This is a genomic window from Mesorhizobium sp. 2RAF21, assembly GCF_052115345.1.
Taxonomy (GTDB): Bacteria; Pseudomonadota; Alphaproteobacteria; order Rhizobiales; family Rhizobiaceae; genus Mesorhizobium; species Mesorhizobium terrae.
Genome location: NZ_JBFRGM010000005.1, coordinates 324,355 through 339,359, shown reverse-complemented (window position 1 = coordinate 339,359; position 15,005 = coordinate 324,355). Strand labels below are relative to the sequence as shown.

The 15,005-nt window shown below is 63.9% G+C and carries 11 protein-coding genes; 6 read left to right on the top strand and 5 right to left on the bottom strand.

The features are described from left to right. Positions 1-194: 194 nt before the first annotated feature. Both prfB and AB4136_RS10895 read right to left on the bottom strand, forming a co-directional pair. Positions 195-1,326, bottom strand: a protein-coding gene (prfB, locus tag AB4136_RS10900) for a peptide chain release factor 2 (RefSeq protein WP_137900470.1) whose coding sequence is annotated in 2 segments (ribosomal slippage) — positions 195-1,259 and positions 1,261-1,326 — 1,131 coding nt in all. Because the reading frame shifts where the segments join, the coding sequence is not laid out codon by codon here. A 206-nt stretch (positions 1,327-1,532) separates the two neighbouring features. Beyond that, complete coding sequence (locus AB4136_RS10895; protein ID WP_024926529.1) at positions 1,533-3,986, bottom strand: penicillin-binding protein 1A; 2,454 nt, start codon at positions 3,984-3,986, stop codon at positions 1,533-1,535. Positions 3,987-4,396: 410 nt separating this feature from the next. On the opposite strand from AB4136_RS10895, the gene AB4136_RS10890 reads away from it, so the two are divergent. After that, a complete protein-coding gene (locus tag AB4136_RS10890; RefSeq protein ID WP_024926530.1) occupies positions 4,397-5,209 on the top strand; it encodes a class I SAM-dependent methyltransferase in 813 nt (270 codons plus the stop codon). 6 nt (positions 5,210-5,215) lie between these two features. Here the strand turns inward: AB4136_RS10890 and AB4136_RS10885 are convergent, their stop codons facing one another. After that, positions 5,216-6,463: an N-acetylmuramoyl-L-alanine amidase gene (locus AB4136_RS10885; protein ID WP_024926531.1), complete on the bottom strand. Its 1,248-nt coding sequence runs from the start codon at positions 6,461-6,463 to the stop codon at positions 5,216-5,218. Positions 6,464-7,099: 636 nt separating this feature from the next. Between AB4136_RS10885 and AB4136_RS10880 the strand changes: the two genes are divergently transcribed. Continuing rightward, entirely contained in the window at positions 7,100-9,910 is a 2,811-nt protein-coding gene (locus tag AB4136_RS10880) for an Rne/Rng family ribonuclease (protein WP_137900469.1), read from the top strand. Positions 9,911-10,028: 118 nt separating this feature from the next. Here AB4136_RS10880 and AB4136_RS10875 read toward each other — a convergent pair whose 3' ends face one another. Both AB4136_RS10875 and AB4136_RS10870 read right to left on the bottom strand, forming a co-directional pair. After that, positions 10,029-10,256, bottom strand: coding sequence for a DUF378 domain-containing protein (locus AB4136_RS10875; RefSeq protein ID WP_373426398.1), 228 nt, complete (start codon positions 10,254-10,256; stop codon positions 10,029-10,031). A 112-nt stretch (positions 10,257-10,368) separates the two neighbouring features. Further along, a complete protein-coding gene (locus tag AB4136_RS10870; RefSeq protein ID WP_024926534.1) occupies positions 10,369-11,517 on the bottom strand; it encodes a pyridoxal phosphate-dependent aminotransferase in 1,149 nt (382 codons plus the stop codon). Positions 11,518-11,727: 210 nt separating this feature from the next. Here AB4136_RS10870 and AB4136_RS10865 point away from each other — a divergent pair, with 210 nt between their 5' ends. The 4 genes from AB4136_RS10865 to accB all read left to right on the top strand — a co-directional run bounded on the left by AB4136_RS10865 (position 11,728) and on the right by accB (position 14,999). Next, positions 11,728-13,077, top strand: coding sequence for a M48 family metalloprotease (locus AB4136_RS10865; RefSeq protein WP_244431210.1), 1,350 nt, complete (start codon positions 11,728-11,730; stop codon positions 13,075-13,077). Positions 13,078-13,139: 62 nt separating this feature from the next. Next, entirely contained in the window at positions 13,140-13,910 is a 771-nt protein-coding gene (locus tag AB4136_RS10860; protein WP_024926536.1) for a DsbA family protein, read from the top strand. Positions 13,911-14,073: 163 nt separating this feature from the next. Continuing rightward, the gene (gene aroQ / locus AB4136_RS10855; protein WP_024926537.1) at positions 14,074-14,508 is read left to right on the top strand and encodes a type II 3-dehydroquinate dehydratase; all 435 of its coding nucleotides are present in this window, start codon (positions 14,074-14,076) and stop codon (positions 14,506-14,508) included. A 26-nt stretch (positions 14,509-14,534) separates the two neighbouring features. After that, positions 14,535-14,999, top strand: coding sequence for an acetyl-CoA carboxylase biotin carboxyl carrier protein (accB, locus tag AB4136_RS10850; RefSeq protein WP_024926538.1), 465 nt, complete (start codon positions 14,535-14,537; stop codon positions 14,997-14,999). Positions 15,000-15,005 lie beyond the last annotated feature (6 nt).

The following is a 15,005-nucleotide window of genomic DNA, read 5'->3' as shown; positions in this document are numbered from 1 at the left end:
CGCGAATTGCAGTGGAGCTTCTGCGGACACAGGCGAAATGTCCAGCGTGCTTTGCGCCGGACGCCAGCTCCTCAACAGTCCTCTGCGAAGCCTGTTTGGGTCATCGGCAGGCGGTTCAAGAACGGTTCTGCCAAATAATGAAAAGCGCCGGCCTTTCGACCGGCGCCTGATATCGTTTGTCCCGCGACTAAACTCTAATCGAGGTCGGCGACAGCCTGGCCGACGCCACCCTCGATGCGCTGCGACAGCGACGCTTCCATGAAGTCGTCGAGGTCGCCGTCGAGCACGTCGGACGGGCTGGTCGATTCGACCCCGGTGCGCAGGTCCTTCACCAGCTGGTAGGGCTGAAGAACATAGGAGCGAATCTGGTGGCCCCAGCCGATCTCGGTCTTCGCCGCCTCGGTGGCGTTGGCAGCCGCCTCGCGCTTCTTCAGCTCTTCCTCGTAAAGGCGCGAACGCAGCATCTCCCACGCCTTGGCGCGGTTCTGGTGCTGGGACCGGCCGGCCTGGCAGGCAACCGCGATACCGGTCGCGATGTGCGTGATACGCACGGCCGAGTCTGTCGTATTGACGTGCTGGCCGCCGGCGCCGGACGAACGATAGGTGTCGATGCGCACGTCGGATTCGCTCACATCGATCTGGATGTTGTCGTCGATGACCGGATAGACCCAGATCGACGAGAACGAGGTGTGGCGACGCGCGTTGGAATCGTAGGGCGAGATACGCACCAGGCGGTGCACGCCCGATTCCGTCTTCAGCCAGCCATAGGCGTTGTGGCCCTTGATCAGCACGGTGGCCGACTTGATGCCGGCTTCTTCGCCGTCATGGACTTCGAGCACCTCGACCTTGAACTTCCGCCGTTCGGCCCAGCGCGTGTACATGCGCAGCAGCATGTTCGCCCAGTCCTGGCTTTCGGTGCCGCCGGCGCCGGCGTGGACTTCCAGATAGGTGTCGTTGCCGTCGGCTTCGCCCGACAGCATCGTCTCGATCTGGCGCGCCCTGACCTCTCCGGCCAGCGAACGGATTGCCGTCTCGGCTTCCTGGACGACGCTCTCGTCGCCCTCTTCCTCGCCGAGTTCGATGAGGCCGATATTGTCCTCGAGCGCCTGGGTGACGCCCTTGACCGTGCCGATGCCTTCTTCCAGGCTCTGCCGCTCGCGCATCAGCTTCTGCGCTTCCTGCGGGTCGTTCCAGAGGCTGGCGTCCTCGGCGCGGATGTTCAGGTATTCAAGCCGTTTTACCGCTTGATCCCAGTCAAAGATGCCTCCTCAGCAGGCTTACGGCCTGCCTGATCTCGTCGACGATGTTCTGCGTTTCCGCGCGCATGGTGCTTTTCTTTTCCGGTTTTCTTGAGCCGATGGCCGGCTGTTTCGGGGCCTGTTGAGATCAGAGCGATGTCGGACCGCAGATGGCGGCTCGCCATGGCATGAATCCCGACACGCCCAAGTCGGCGCGATACATAGGCATCGCCCTGCTCCCTGTAAAGCGAAATGGGCCGGCGCGAGGCCGGCCCAAAGCCATTGTCCAGGATACTAGTAGAGGCCGCCGCCACCCGACTGGATGGCTTGCGAAGCCTGCGGCGACAATCCCGTGCCGGGGCCGTTCGAGCCGTCGGTGCCCATGCCGATGACCCAGTAGCTGTCGGCCGGACCGGTGCCGGGCTTGAAGGCTTCCATGATCGTGGCAGGATCGCCTTCGGCGGCACGCATGCCGGTCTTGCGGTTGATAGCGACCTGGGTCATGCCGTCCGGCATCTTGAACTCGATCTTCGGCTGGCCGACCAGCGCTTCGCGCATGACGTCCTTGAAGACAGGCGCGGCCAGACCGCCGCCGGTGACACCCTTGCCCAGCTGCCTGGGCGTGTCGTAGCCAAGGTAGAGACCGACAACGAGGTTCGGCGTGAAGCCGATGAACCAGGCGTCCTTCTCGTCATTGGTGGTGCCGGTCTTGCCGGCGATCGGATAGCCGAGCTGCGAAATGGTAACAGCCGTACCGCGCTGGACGACGCCTTCCATCATCGAGGTGATCTGGTAGGCAGTCATCGGGTCGAGCACCTGCTCGGAATTGTCGACCAGATCAGGCTCGGGCTGGTTCTTCCACTCGGTGGCGTTGCAGTTTTCGCAGGTCCGTTCGTCCTGGCGGAAAACGGTCTTGCCGTAGCGGTCCTGGATACGGTCGATGACCGACGGTTTGATCGACTTGCCGCCATTGGCCATGATCGAATAGGCCGAGACCATGCGCATGACGGTGGTTTCGCCAGAACCCAGCGCCATAGGCAGATAAGGCGCCAGGTGATCGTAGACGCCGAAACGCTCGGCATATTCAGCCACCAGCTTCATGCCCATGTCGTTGGCAAGCCGCACCGTCATCAGGTTGCGCGACCGCTCGATGCCGGAGCGCAGCGTCGCCGGGCCGGCCGAGCCACCGTCATAGTTTTTCGGCGTCCAGGTGGTGTTGCCGGTCTGGATGGTGATCGGCCCGTCCATGATGACGGAGGCCGGCGTATAACCGTTGTCGAGCGCCGCCGAATAGACGATCGGCTTGAACGACGAACCCGGCTGGCGCATCGCCTGGGTGGCGCGGTTGAATTCCGACGCCGCATAAGAGAAGCCGCCGACCATGGCGAGCACGCGGCCGGTATGCGGGTCCATGGCGATCAGACCGCCCTCGACCTCGGGAACCTGACGCAACAGGTAGTCGGAACCGCTGTCGTCCTTCTTCTGCACGAAGATGACGTCGCCCGGCTTCAGCACTTCCGAAGGCGACTTTGCCTTCAGCGTCTTGTCGCCCTGCTTGTAGCGCATGGCCCAGCTCATGTCGTCACGGGTGATCGTTCCCTCGACCCGCTCCTTGACCAGATCGCCGGAGGCGGCGCGGTCCGGCTGCAGGCCGATGCTGAGACCCTTGTCGGAACTGTCGAGCACGACGGCCAGCGACCATTCCGGCACGTCGCTCAGGCCCTTGACGGCACCGAGCGGCACGCCCCACTCGCCGGACACGTCGATCTTCGTCACCGGGCCGCGATAGCCGCGCAGCGTGTCGAACTTCATCAGGCCGTTCTGCATCGACTTGCGGGCGATGAGCTGCAGCTTGGGATCGAGCGTCGTGCGGATGGAAAGGCCGCCCTCATAGAGCGCGTTCTCGCCATAGCGGGAGATGATCTGGCGGCGCACTTCCTCGGTGAAGTATTCGCCGGCGAACAAATAGGTGCCGTTGCGGCGCGGCTTGACGCCGAGCGGCTCGGCCTTGGCCTTGGCGCCCTCTTCCTTGGTGACGTAGCCATTCTCGACCATCTGGTCGATCACCCAGTTGCGGCGCTCGATGGCGCGCTCAGTGTGACGGAACGGATGGTAGTTGGACGGGCCGCGCGGCAATGCGGCGAGATAAGCGGCCTCGGACACGGTCAGCTCGTTCACCGACTTGTCGAAATAGGTCAGCGCGGCGCCGGCGACGCCGTAGGCGCCCAGGCCGAAGAAAATTTCGTTCAGATAGAGCTCGAGGATGCGGTCCTTGGAATAGGCCTGCTCGATGCGGAAGGCGAGAAGCGCTTCCTTGATCTTGCGGTCCATCGTCTGGTCGGCGGTCAACAGGAAGTTCTTCGCCACCTGCTGCGTGATGGTCGAGGCGCCGACCGGGCGGCGCGAGCCCCAGTTCTGGACGTTGACGATGATGGCGCGGCCGAGACCGGTGATATCGATGCCGGGGTGGCTGTAGAAATTCTTGTCTTCCGCCGAAAGGAACGCGGCCTTGACGCGGTCCGGCACCGCCTGGATCGGCAGATAGAGGCGGCGTTCGCGCGCATATTCCGCCATCAGCGCGCCGTCGGAGGCGTGGATACGGGTGGTCACCGGCGGCTCGTATTTGGCCAAGACCTCGTAGTCCGGCAGCTGCTTGGCCAGATTGCCGACATACATCGCGACAACCGCCGCGGCCACCAATGCCAGCATCGTGCCGATGCCGAAGAAATAGCCGATAAGACGAATCATGCCCGCTCCAGTCCGTGGCTCAGGATTTCCCTAGCGCATGGTCCCGGAAATCGGAATCGATTTCCCGAACAAACCCACGCATCACCTATGCACCACGGCAATCTCGGCGACGGTTCCTGCCCGAGACGCCATAAACGATACCGTTTGCCACGCAAGTCCCGGGAACAGTCCCGGCTCGCTCGCCACCCTTTGTCGCGGCGATGTGGGCAAATTGCGGCAATAGCCAACTTACTGGTCAATTGGCCAAAGAATATCATCCGGTGTTGTCTTGACGCAACGCCGAGGAAAAGAGCGCGCGCCCTTCGCATCTTCAATTGCCGCGCCGTTGTGCCCTCGCGGTCAAAAACGGCGCGAAGCAAACAGTTCCGTGCTAGTCTCGCGCATCATCGGACAGACGGTGGGTGATCGTCATGTTGGAAGCAGACAAGCTATTTGCTGGCTCCATCCCGGAAAACTACGACCGCTACATGGTGCCATTGATTTTCGCGCCGTATGCCGCGGATCTTGCTCAACGTGCAGCGTCGTTGTCGCCCGTCGCCGTCCTGGAAGTCGCCGCAGGCACCGGAGCCGTCACCCGCGCATTGGCGCCGAAACTCTCCACCGACGCGCGCTATGTCGTCACCGACCTCAACCAGCCAATGCTTGACTACGCCGCATCGCGACAGGCCGCCGACAGCCGCATCACATGGCGCCAGGCGGATGCATTGGCGCTGCCGTTCGAGGATGCGACCTTCGACCTCGTCTGCTGTCAGTTCGGCGCGATGTTCTTTCCCGATCGCCCTGCCGCCTATCGCGAGGCAAGGCGGGTGCTGAGACCGGGAGGGCATTTTCTGTTCAATGTATGGGATCGCATCGAGGAGAATGCCTTCGGGAACGACGTGACCAACGCGCTCGCAAGGTTTTTTCCGGATGATCCGCCGCGCTTCCTGGCGCGCACGCCGCACGGCTACCACGACACGGCCTTGATACGCCGCGAATTGGAGAGCGTGGGTTTTTCCCACGTCGCGACCGAGACGAAAGCCGAGCAGAGCCGTGCCCCCTCGCCCCGCCTTCTGGCCGTAGCTTATTGCCAGGGAACTGTTCTTCGCAGCGAAATCGAAGCCAGGGATGCGGGAAAGCTGGAAGCGGCGACCGATTACGTTGCAACCGCGATCGCGGAGAAATATGGCAGCGGCGAACTTACCGCCAAGATCCAGGCACACATCATCACGGCTGCGATCTAGGCGGCATCAGCCGCCGGCGTTCACACGGGAAGCAGCGAAGGACGACACCGCCTTGGCGATGCTGTCGGCGGCCTTGCCGCGCCATTCCGGGTCGGTGAGCTGGGCCTCGTCCTTGGCGTTTGACAGGTAGCCAAGCTCTACCAGCACGGAAGGCACGTCAGGCGCCTTCAACACGCGGAAACCGGCGAAGCGATGCGGGTTGTTGATCAGGCCGACGCTCGTCGACAATTGCCCAACCAGTGTCTGGGCAAAGCCCATCGAGAAGGAATGCGTCTCGCGGCGGATCAGGTCGATCAGAATGTCGGTGACTTCCTGGCTCTCTTCCTTGATCTCCATGCCGGCGAACTGGTCGGACAGGTTTTCGCGGGCGGCGAGCGCCTGGGCTTCCGGGTCGGACGCCTTGTCGGAAACCGTGTAGACGGTGGCGCCGCGGATGCCCTTCAGGCGGATCGTGTCGGCGTGGATGGAAATGAACAGGTTGGCGCCGCGCTGGCGGGCGATGCGCACGCGATCGTCGAGGCGCAGATAGGTGTCGTCGTCGCGCGTCAGCGAGACATCGTACTTGCCTTCGGCGACCAGCTTGTCGCGCAATTCCTTGGCGAAAGCGAGCGTGACATCCTTTTCGATTGTGCCGTTCAGCCCCTCGGCGCCGCCGTCGACGCCGCCATGGCCGGGGTCGAGCACCACCGTGAAGCGGTGGCTCGCCGCCACCGGGACAGGTTTCGCCAGGCGCTCGCGCTTGTCGGGCGCGACGGTCGAGGCGGTGGTCAAGGCCTGGTCCGCCAGCGCAGCGTCAAATTCCTTGTCGGAAACCGCGGAAATGTCGAGCGCCATGCGATAGCCCGAGCCGTCCTCGTTCTTGAGCACGTCCAGCTTGTCGACGTGGAACGGCCCCTTGGTGATCAGGATCAGCCGCGAGGTGTTTGCGTCGTGCAGACCGTAGCGCACGCCTTTGACGAGGCCGCGGGCCTTCAAATCCTTGGCGCTGAAGGAAAGCTTGGTGTTGGGAAGATCGACGACAAGGCGGTGCGGTCCGCGCAGCAGGAACCATTTCGGGTTCGGCTCGCGATCGAAGTTGATGACGATGCGCATCTTGGTGGCATCGCCGGCCATCTTATAGCCGTTGGCCGCGATAGACGCCTCGGCGGCATGCGAAACGGAAGGGGTGGCAAGGCAGGTGACAGCGAGGAAAAGCGCGCACAACAAGGCAGCCAGGCGGTCGAGACCCTTGTGTATGATTGGCTGCAGCCCCATTTCAATTCCAGTCGCTTCCGGGTCGACGTGCTCGCCGGCGGTTGTTCACACACGCAGGTAGGCCGCGAACTCGATTAACGATTGGTATCCAGAGAAGGTTAACCAAGCCTTTTCGCGGGCGTTTTCCGTTCCGCCCCGGCTTTTTGCCGGCATGGAAATCGGGGTTGCCTTCGACCGCTCCAAATCATAAAAGCGACAGTGGGTCTCTGCAATCCCGGAGCCTCCTCGCCGCGCAGCATTCCGCTGCAATCCACAGGCAGGATGGCTCTTTCGCTCAAAGCGACAGGATGGCAGTCGATCGCGACGATTTTCGCAGGTGCCCACCCAAGGCGGGGGAAGCAGCTGCGGCAGGAAAACGGCATGGGTTGTCCCGCGCCGGCTCGACATGAGCAAACAAGCTGGTCCGGTTTTCCGGGCTTTGGTTCAAAAAGGTCCGTTCGGTTTTGACGGTTTCAGGCACTATATTGGAAAGGTCCGCATTCAACCGCGCCATCATGGCTGCGGGCGGCACCGCCATCACCCTGAAGCGGCCCACTGCGGACGATCAAATATCCGGCACGCACGCAAACGCAGCATCACGGCAGTGGACATCGTTCCGCTCGCCGCCGCTGGCGGCTGCCGGGAGGAAACACAATAATGCCCAACAAGATGCTAATCGATGCCTCCCACCCGGAGGAAACACGCGTCGTCGTCATTCGCGGTAACCGCATTGAAGAATTTGACTTCGAATCGCAAGACAAGAAGCAGCTCAAAGGAAACATCTACCTCGCCCGCGTAACGCGTGTAGAGCCATCGCTTCAGGCGGCTTTCGTCGAATATGGCGGCAACCGCCACGGCTTCCTCGCCTTCTCCGAAATCCATCCCGACTATTACCAGATCCCGGTCGCCGACCGTCAGGCGCTGCTGCGCGCCGAGGCCGAGCAGGCCGAGGACGAGGAAGACGACGAGAATGGCGACGGCGACGAGCGCCAGGACCGCAACCGCGGACGTCGCGGCAGACGTCGCGGCCGCAACCGCGAGCGCGGCGAACGCAAGCGCGACGCCTCGACCGGCGAAAACGGTGAAAACGGCGACGACAGCGTCGCCGAGGCCTCTGATGACGCCCATGAAGGCGTCGAGACCAATGGCGACGGCGAGAACGAGAGCGCCAAGGGCGGCTCGATCGCGGCCAGCGTCGAAGTCGACGTGATTTCGGAAACCGTCGAGGTGGTGGAAACCATCGGCGACGAGGCCCATCACAGCGAAGAACACGCGACCGAAGACCACGCGCCCGCCGCCGATTCGGATCGCGGCATGCTGGAAGAGGTTCCGATCGCCCATTCCGACGAACACGAGATCGAATCGGTTGGTGCCGAGGATGCACTCGAGGAAATCCGCAACCGCCGCAAGCCGGTGCGCAAGCAGTACAAGATCCAGGAAGTCATCAAGCGCCGCCAGATCCTGCTGGTGCAGGTCGTCAAGGAAGAGCGCGGCAACAAGGGCGCGGCGCTGACCACCTATCTGTCGCTCGCCGGCCGCTACTCGGTGCTGATGCCGAATACGGCGCGTGGCGGCGGTATCTCGCGCAAGATCACCAACGCCCAGGACCGCAAGCGGCTGAAGGAAGTCGTCACCGACCTCGAAGTGCCGCAGGGCATGGGCGTCATCCTGCGCACCGCCGGCGAAAGCCGCACCAAGGCGGAGATCAAGCGCGACTACGAATATCTGATGCGGCTGTGGGAAAACGTCCGCAACCTGACCCTGCAGTCGACGGCCCCTGCCCTCGTCTATGAGGAAGGCTCGCTGATCAAGCGCTCGGTGCGCGACCTCTACAACAAGGAGATCGACGAGATCCTTGTGGCCGGCGAGGACGGCTATCGCGAGGCCAAGGACTTCATGCGCATGCTGATGCCCAGCCATGCCAAGATGGTCCAGCCCTATCGCGACACATCGCCGATTTTCGCCCGCAACGGCATCGAGGCGCAACTCGACAAGATGCTGCAGCCACAGGTGACGCTGAAGAGCGGCGGCTACATCATCATCAACCAGACCGAAGCTCTCGTCTCCATCGACGTGAACTCCGGCCGCTCGACGCGCGAACATTCCATCGAGGATACCGCGCTCCAGACCAATCTGGAGGCGGCCGATGAAGTGGCGCGCCAGCTCAGGCTGCGCGATCTCGCCGGCCTGATCGTCATCGACTTCATCGACATGGAAGAGAACCGGAACAACCGGGCCGTCGAAAAGAAGATCAAGGATTGCCTGAAGAACGACCGCGCGCGCATCCAGGTCGGACGCATCTCGCATTTCGGCCTTCTGGAAATGAGCCGCCAGCGCATTCGCGCCTCGGTTCTGGAATCGACCATGAAGCCGTGCCCGCATTGCGGCGGCACCGGCCATGTGCGGTCCGATTCGTCGGTGGCACTGCTGGTCGTGCGTGCGATCGAGGAATTCCTGCTCAAGGATTCGCGCAGCCACATTACCGTGCGCACCCCGGCGGCCACCGCGCTCTATGTTCTCAACCATAAACGCGCGACGCTGGTGGAGCTGGAAAGCCGCTTCGGCCTGACCATCACCGTCGAGGCCGACGAGACGGTCGGCTCACAGCATTACCAGATCACGCGCGGCGCGCTGGCCGAGAAGCCGGAAGGTTTCGTCGAAGTGCGCCAACAGCCGATCCCGATCGAGATCGAGGAGCCGGAAGACGACATCGTCGTCGAGGAAGAGGACGAAGCCGAGGCCGAGAGCGAACAGCCGCAGGCGAGCCAGCAGGCCCGCGACGGCGACAGCCAGCGCGACCGCAAGCGTCGTCGTCGCCGCCGGCGTCGTGGCGGCAAGGATCGCGATCACGCCGCACCGGCTTCGGCTGACGACGGAAACGCCGTCTCGGCTGATGGCGAAGACGAAGCCGACGACGAGGTTGAGGTCGTTGCGGCCGAGGCTGCGAGCGCCGATGCCGAGGCAAGCGCTGCTGCCGAGGCCGACGACGATGGCGCGGCTAAGAAGCGCCGGCGCGGCAAGCGCGGCGGCAAGCGCAACCGCAAGGAAGACGGCGAGGCCGGCGACGAGACGGCTGAAGCCGTAGCGGCCGACGAAAAGGCCGAGGCTGTCGCCGAGGCACCCGTGGCCGAGGTGGTCGCCGAACCAGCGCCCGTGGTCGAGGAAGCACCAGCCGAAAAGCCGAAGAAACCGCGCCGTACCGCGAAGTCGAAGAAGGCCGAGGCGGAAGCCGCAGCAGCTGAGGCGGCCGCCGCTGCCGAAGCGCCCGCCGCGATCGTCGTCGAGCCGGCGCCGGCAGCACCGGAAGCTCCGGCCGAAAAGAAGCCACGCGCGACGCGCCGCAAGGCGGCCGCCACCGAGGCTCCCGCCGCGCCGGTGGTTTCCTCGGTCGTCACGACCGAGACCGAAGGCGCGGGCGAGGAAAAGCCGAAGCGCGGCGGCTGGTGGCAGCGCAAGGGTTTCTTCTAGCCCCGGGCAAGGCTAGCGTGACGGAAGCCAGCCGCTTCCGTCGATCGCGGCTTTGAGACATGAACAGCAAAAGGGCGACGGCACGAATGCCGTCGCCCTTTTTCGTCGTCGCACACTGTCAGTGATGGCGGATATGGCGCTCCGCCGAAACCTCGCCCTCGCTGAAGGCCTGCACGAACGGCATCAGCTGCCACACGGCCGACAGGCCTACGATCACGTAAGCCAGACGGGCCGCAGCGCCGCCGCTACCTCCGAACAGCGTACCGAGAACGTCGTAGCCAACGACGCCCACGGCCAGCCAGTTCAGGCCGCCGAGAATGACCAGGATGAGGGTTATAAGGTTCATGGCGCGCATTTGTGCCTCCATGAGTTGTTGCCTGCATAACAACGCGCAAGTGCACCGGCCGTTCCCGCCCAGTCGCGAAATCGTGAACGAAGACGGCGAAGAGCCCCCTTGCCTATTTCAACCAGCGCTCTAGCCGACTGACCGCCTCGACGATCTCGTCATGGCTTCCCGCATAGGAAAAGCGCATGGTGCGGTGTCCCTGCAAGAGGTCGAAATCGCGGCCAGGCGTTGCGGCGACATGGGCCTCTCCCAGCATGCGCCCGGCGAACGCCATGCTGTCGTTGGTCAGCCGCGAGACATCGCAGAAGGCATAGAAGGCACCGTCCATGGGCGCCGCCAGCGCAAAGCCGAGTTCCGGCAGCCGCTTCATCAGCAATTCGCGGTTCCAGGCATAGCGGGCCTTGACCGCCTCCAGATCCGCCGTCGCCTTGAACGCCTCGATGGCGGCAACCTGCGACAGTTCGGGCGCCGAGATGTAGAGGCTCTGGGCGATGCGCTCGACCGGCCTGACCAGTGGCTGCGGCAGCACCATCCAGCCGATGCGCCAGCCGGTCATGCAATAATATTTGGAAAAGGAGTTGATCACGGTGACGTCGCGGCCGAATGCCAGCGCCGTGGTGTCGGGCGCATTATAGGCAAGCCGATGATAGATCTCGTCGGAAATTACCGCGATGCCGAGCGTGTCGGCCGTCTCGACCAGCTCCTTCAGCGCGTCGGCCGGGATGACGGCGCCGGTCGGGTTGGCCGGACTGGCGAACAGCACGCCTTTCAAGGGCTTGTCGGCGTGCGCGGCGCGCAGATGCTCGGCGTGCAGATAAGCGGCGCCCTCCAGCTCGATCTCCACCACCTCGATGCCGAGTGCCGCCATGATGTTGCGATAAGCCGGATAGCCAGGCGCGGCGATGGCGACGCGGTCGCCGGCATCGAACATCGCCAGGAATGCCAGGTTGAAGGCGGCCGAGGAACCGGTGGTGACGGCAATGCGTTCCGGCGCCACGTCGAGCCCGTAATGCTCACCATAATGCGCTGCGATCGCACGGCGCAGCGCGGCGAGGCCAAGCGCGTCGGTATAGCCGATGCGACCCGCTTTAAGGGCCGCGGCCGCCGCTTCGCGCACGATTGCCGGGGCGGGATCGGACGGTTGGCCGACAGCCATCGAGATGACATCCTTGCCCTGCGCGATCAGCCGATTGGCACCGGCGAGGACGTCCATGGCGTGGAAAGGCTCGACGTCACCGCGCCGCGAAAGCGAAACTACCATTGTTAACGACAACTCCCGGCGGCAGTCGCTGCAGTACACGTCGGACTGGCCGAGCGTACGCCGCACAATTGCCCGATTGATGGGGATCACAAGTTCGGTAAGTTTTCGCCCGCCGCCTTTTCATCGTCAACTGCCTCGTCTACCAGTGTACACATCATGCTGAGCCTTTCACGACCGGGACCGAGGATCGCCAGGACTGCGCGTGCCCTGATGACGCTGGCGCTCGGCACGGCGGTGGCCTTGACCGGCACCGTCTCCGCCTTCGCCCAGAACGTGCCGGTGGTGCGCGACGCCGAGATCGAAGCGCTGGTTCGCGACTATGCCAAGCCGATCTTCAAGGCGGCGGGGCTCTCCAATGCCGGCCTGCAGATCGTGCTGGTCAACGATCCGAGCTTCAACGCCTTCGTCGCCGGCCGCCGCGTCTTCATCAACACCGGCACGCTGATGCAGGCGGAGACGCCGAACGAGGTGATCGGCGTTCTGGCGCACGAAACTGGACACATCGCGGGCGGCCACCAGCAGCGGCTGCGCGACCAGCTCGAACGCGCCAAGACCATGGCGATTGTCGCCGGCCTGCTCGGCGCCGGCGCGCTGGTTGCCGGTGCCGCCACCGACAGCCGCGGCCTGGCGGGCGCCGGCATGGGCCTCGCCACCGGCGGCACCGAGATGGCGCAGCGTTCGCTGCTTGCCTATCAGCGCAGCGAGGAGATAACCGCCGACCGCTCCGCCATCACCTACCTCAACGCCACCGGCCAGTCCGGCGCCGGCATGCTGAAGACCTTCAAGCGCTTCCAGAGCGCGCTGTCGCTCTCCGGCGCGCGCGTCGACCCTTACCGCATCAGCCACCCGATGCCGCAGGAACGCATCGCCAACCTGCAGGAACTGGTCGCCAAGAGCCCCTATCTGGACAAGAAGGACGCGCCGGGCCTGCAGCAGCGTCATGACATGATGCGGGTCAAGATCGCCGCCTTCACCCAGGGCCAGGCAGCAACGTCGCGGCTTCTGCGCAAGAACCCGGACACGGTCGCCATCCAGTATGGCGACGCCATTACCACCTATCTGACCGGCAATCCGAATTCGGCTCTGTCGAAGACCGACGCCCTGCTCAAGGGCCAGCCGAAGAACCCGTATCTCTACGAATTGCGCGGCGACATATTGATGAAGGCCAACCGGGCGAAGGAAGCGGCGGCGGCCTATTCCAAGGCGGTCAGCCTCGACCCGGCTAAATCGGGCCTGCTGTCGGTCTCCTACGGCCAGGCGCTGCTTGCGCAACGCACGCCCGAAACCCTGAAACAGGCCGTCGCGCAGATTTCCAGCGGCCTCGAACGCGACCGCGAGAACGCCGCCGGCTACCGCTTCCTGGCGCAGGCCTATGGCGAGCTCGGCGAAGTGGGCCGGGCCGAACTGGCGACCGCCGAAGGCTATTATTACCAAGGCGCCAGCAAGGACGCCAAGATCTTCGCCATGCGAGCACAGAAGCTGCTCAAGCCCGGCGAACCGGCCTGGGTGCGTGCCCAGGACATCATCGGCGCCAAGGCGCTGCCAAAGGATTCCAACTGAAGCGCCCACCATATCCTGAACAGGACCGGCGCAAGCCAAGACAGGCGAGAGGAAAGACGACCATGAACAAGACCCATTTGCTCGGCACCGTCGGGGCGGTTGCCGCCTTCGCCGCCCTTGCCGTCGGCTTCACCGCCAGCGCCACCCGCCCGGCCCTTGCCGACACCAAACTCGACAAGGCTCAGGTCGAGGAGATCGTGCGCGACTACCTCCTGAAGAACCCGGAAATCCTGCTCGAAGTGCAGGACGCGCTGGAGGCCAAGCAGAAGGACGAGCAGAAGCTCGCGGCGCTCGGCGTCATCAAGGAAAACAAGGACGCGATCTTCAATTCGGCCTTCGACACCGTCGTCGGCAATCCGAAGGGCAAGGTGACGATCGTCGAGTTCTACGACTACAATTGCGGCTTCTGCAAACGCGCCATGTCCGACATGGCTGCGCTCACCAAGACCAATCCGGACCTGCGTTTCGTGCTCAAGGAATTCCCGATCCTCGGCCCGGATTCGCAGAAGGCGCACGTCGTTTCGCAGGCTTTCCAGAAGCTGATGCCGCAAAAGGCCGGCGAATTCCATTTGGAGCTGCTCGGCGGCCAGACCCGCGCCACCGAGGACGTCGCCATCAAGGTCGCGGTTTCGCTGGGCGCCGACGAGGCCAAGCTGCGCGAAGCGATGAAGGACCCGGCGATCATCGAGCGCTTCGCCAAGACCTATGATCTCGCCAACAAGCTGGCGATCACCGGCACGCCTTCCTATGTCATCGGCAACGAGGTCGTGTTCGGCGCGCTCGGTGCCGATGTTCTGGAGCAGAAGATCAAGACGGCCAAGCCGACGCTGTAGAGCGTCTCCGCGCCGTAGCCGGGCGGGCCAGTCCGTCCGGAAGCGGCGCGTTCGCGCTGTGGACAGGGCAAGAACGCACTTGCGCTCTTTTCGCGGCCGGTTATGCCCATTATAGAGGTCCGGCGCGCCGGCTACGTTCGGCGCGGGGAAAGGTGCCATTTTTTTGAAAACGGTTTTCGTCCTCAACGGTCCCAACCTCAACATGCTCGGCAAACGCGAGCCGTCCATCTATGGCGACAAGACACTGGACGACATCGCCGCCGATTGCGTGAAGGTAGGAACCGAACTCGGGCTGACCGTCGACTTCCGCCAGTCGAATCATGAAGGCCATCTGGTCGACTGGATCCAGGAAGCGGGCGAGCTTGCGGCCGGCGTCGTCATCAATGCCGGCGCCTACACTCACACCTCGATCGCCATCCACGACGCCATCAGGGGCGTTGCCCCGTTGCCCGTCGTGGAAGTGCATCTCTCGAACATCCACGCGCGCGAGCCGTTCCGGCATGTGTCCAGGATCGCCCCGCACGCCGTGGGCATGATCTGCGGCTTCGGGCCGCTTGGCTACACGCTGGCGCTGCAGGCGCTTGCCGCTCGCATATGAGCGGAAAGACAAAAGAAGGGTCGGACATGACGACGAAGAAAACCGGTGTTGATCAGCAACTGATCCGCGATCTCGCGGGCATCCTGAACGACACCAATCTAACCGAGATCGAAGTCGAGCTCGGCGATCTGAAGCTGCGCGTCTCGCGCCATGCACCGGCGGTTCACGCCATCGCGGCGCCGGCGCCCATGATTGCCCAGCAGGCCGCGGCAACCGCCGCTGCGCCGGCGGCAGCGGCAAGCCCGGCCGATGTTTCCAAGAACGCGGTCCCCTCGCCCATGGTCGGCACCGCCTATCTCGCCCCCTCGCCCGACGCCAAGCCCTTCGTCGAGATCGGCCAGAAGGTGAAGGAAGGCCAGACGCTGTTGATCATCGAAGCCATGAAGACCATGAACCAGATCCCGTCGCCGCGCGGCGGCACGGTGACGGCGATCCTGATCGAGGACGCGCAGCCGGTCGAATACGGAATGCCGCTCGTCGTGATCGAGTAAGGCGCG

Coding starts and splice junctions, on each gene's coding strand:
- AB4136_RS10890 (WP_024926530.1), top strand. CDS start 4,397: ATGTTGGAAGCAGACAAGCTATTTGCTGGCTCCATCCCGGAAAACTAC.
- AB4136_RS10865 (WP_244431210.1), top strand. CDS start 11,728: ATGACGCTGGCGCTCGGCACGGCGGTGGCCTTGACCGGCACCGTCTCC.
- AB4136_RS10885 (WP_024926531.1), bottom strand. CDS start 6,463: ATGGGGCTGCAGCCAATCATACACAAGGGTCTCGACCGCCTGGCTGCC.
- AB4136_RS10875 (WP_373426398.1), bottom strand. CDS start 10,256: ATGAACCTTATAACCCTCATCCTGGTCATTCTCGGCGGCCTGAACTGG.
- AB4136_RS10870 (WP_024926534.1), bottom strand. CDS start 11,517: ATGGTAGTTTCGCTTTCGCGGCGCGGTGACGTCGAGCCTTTCCACGCC.
- AB4136_RS10880 (WP_137900469.1), top strand. CDS start 7,100: ATGCCCAACAAGATGCTAATCGATGCCTCCCACCCGGAGGAAACACGC.
- AB4136_RS10860 (WP_024926536.1), top strand. CDS start 13,140: ATGAACAAGACCCATTTGCTCGGCACCGTCGGGGCGGTTGCCGCCTTC.
- accB (WP_024926538.1), top strand. CDS start 14,535: ATGACGACGAAGAAAACCGGTGTTGATCAGCAACTGATCCGCGATCTC.
- AB4136_RS10895 (WP_024926529.1), bottom strand. CDS start 3,986: ATGATTCGTCTTATCGGCTATTTCTTCGGCATCGGCACGATGCTGGCA.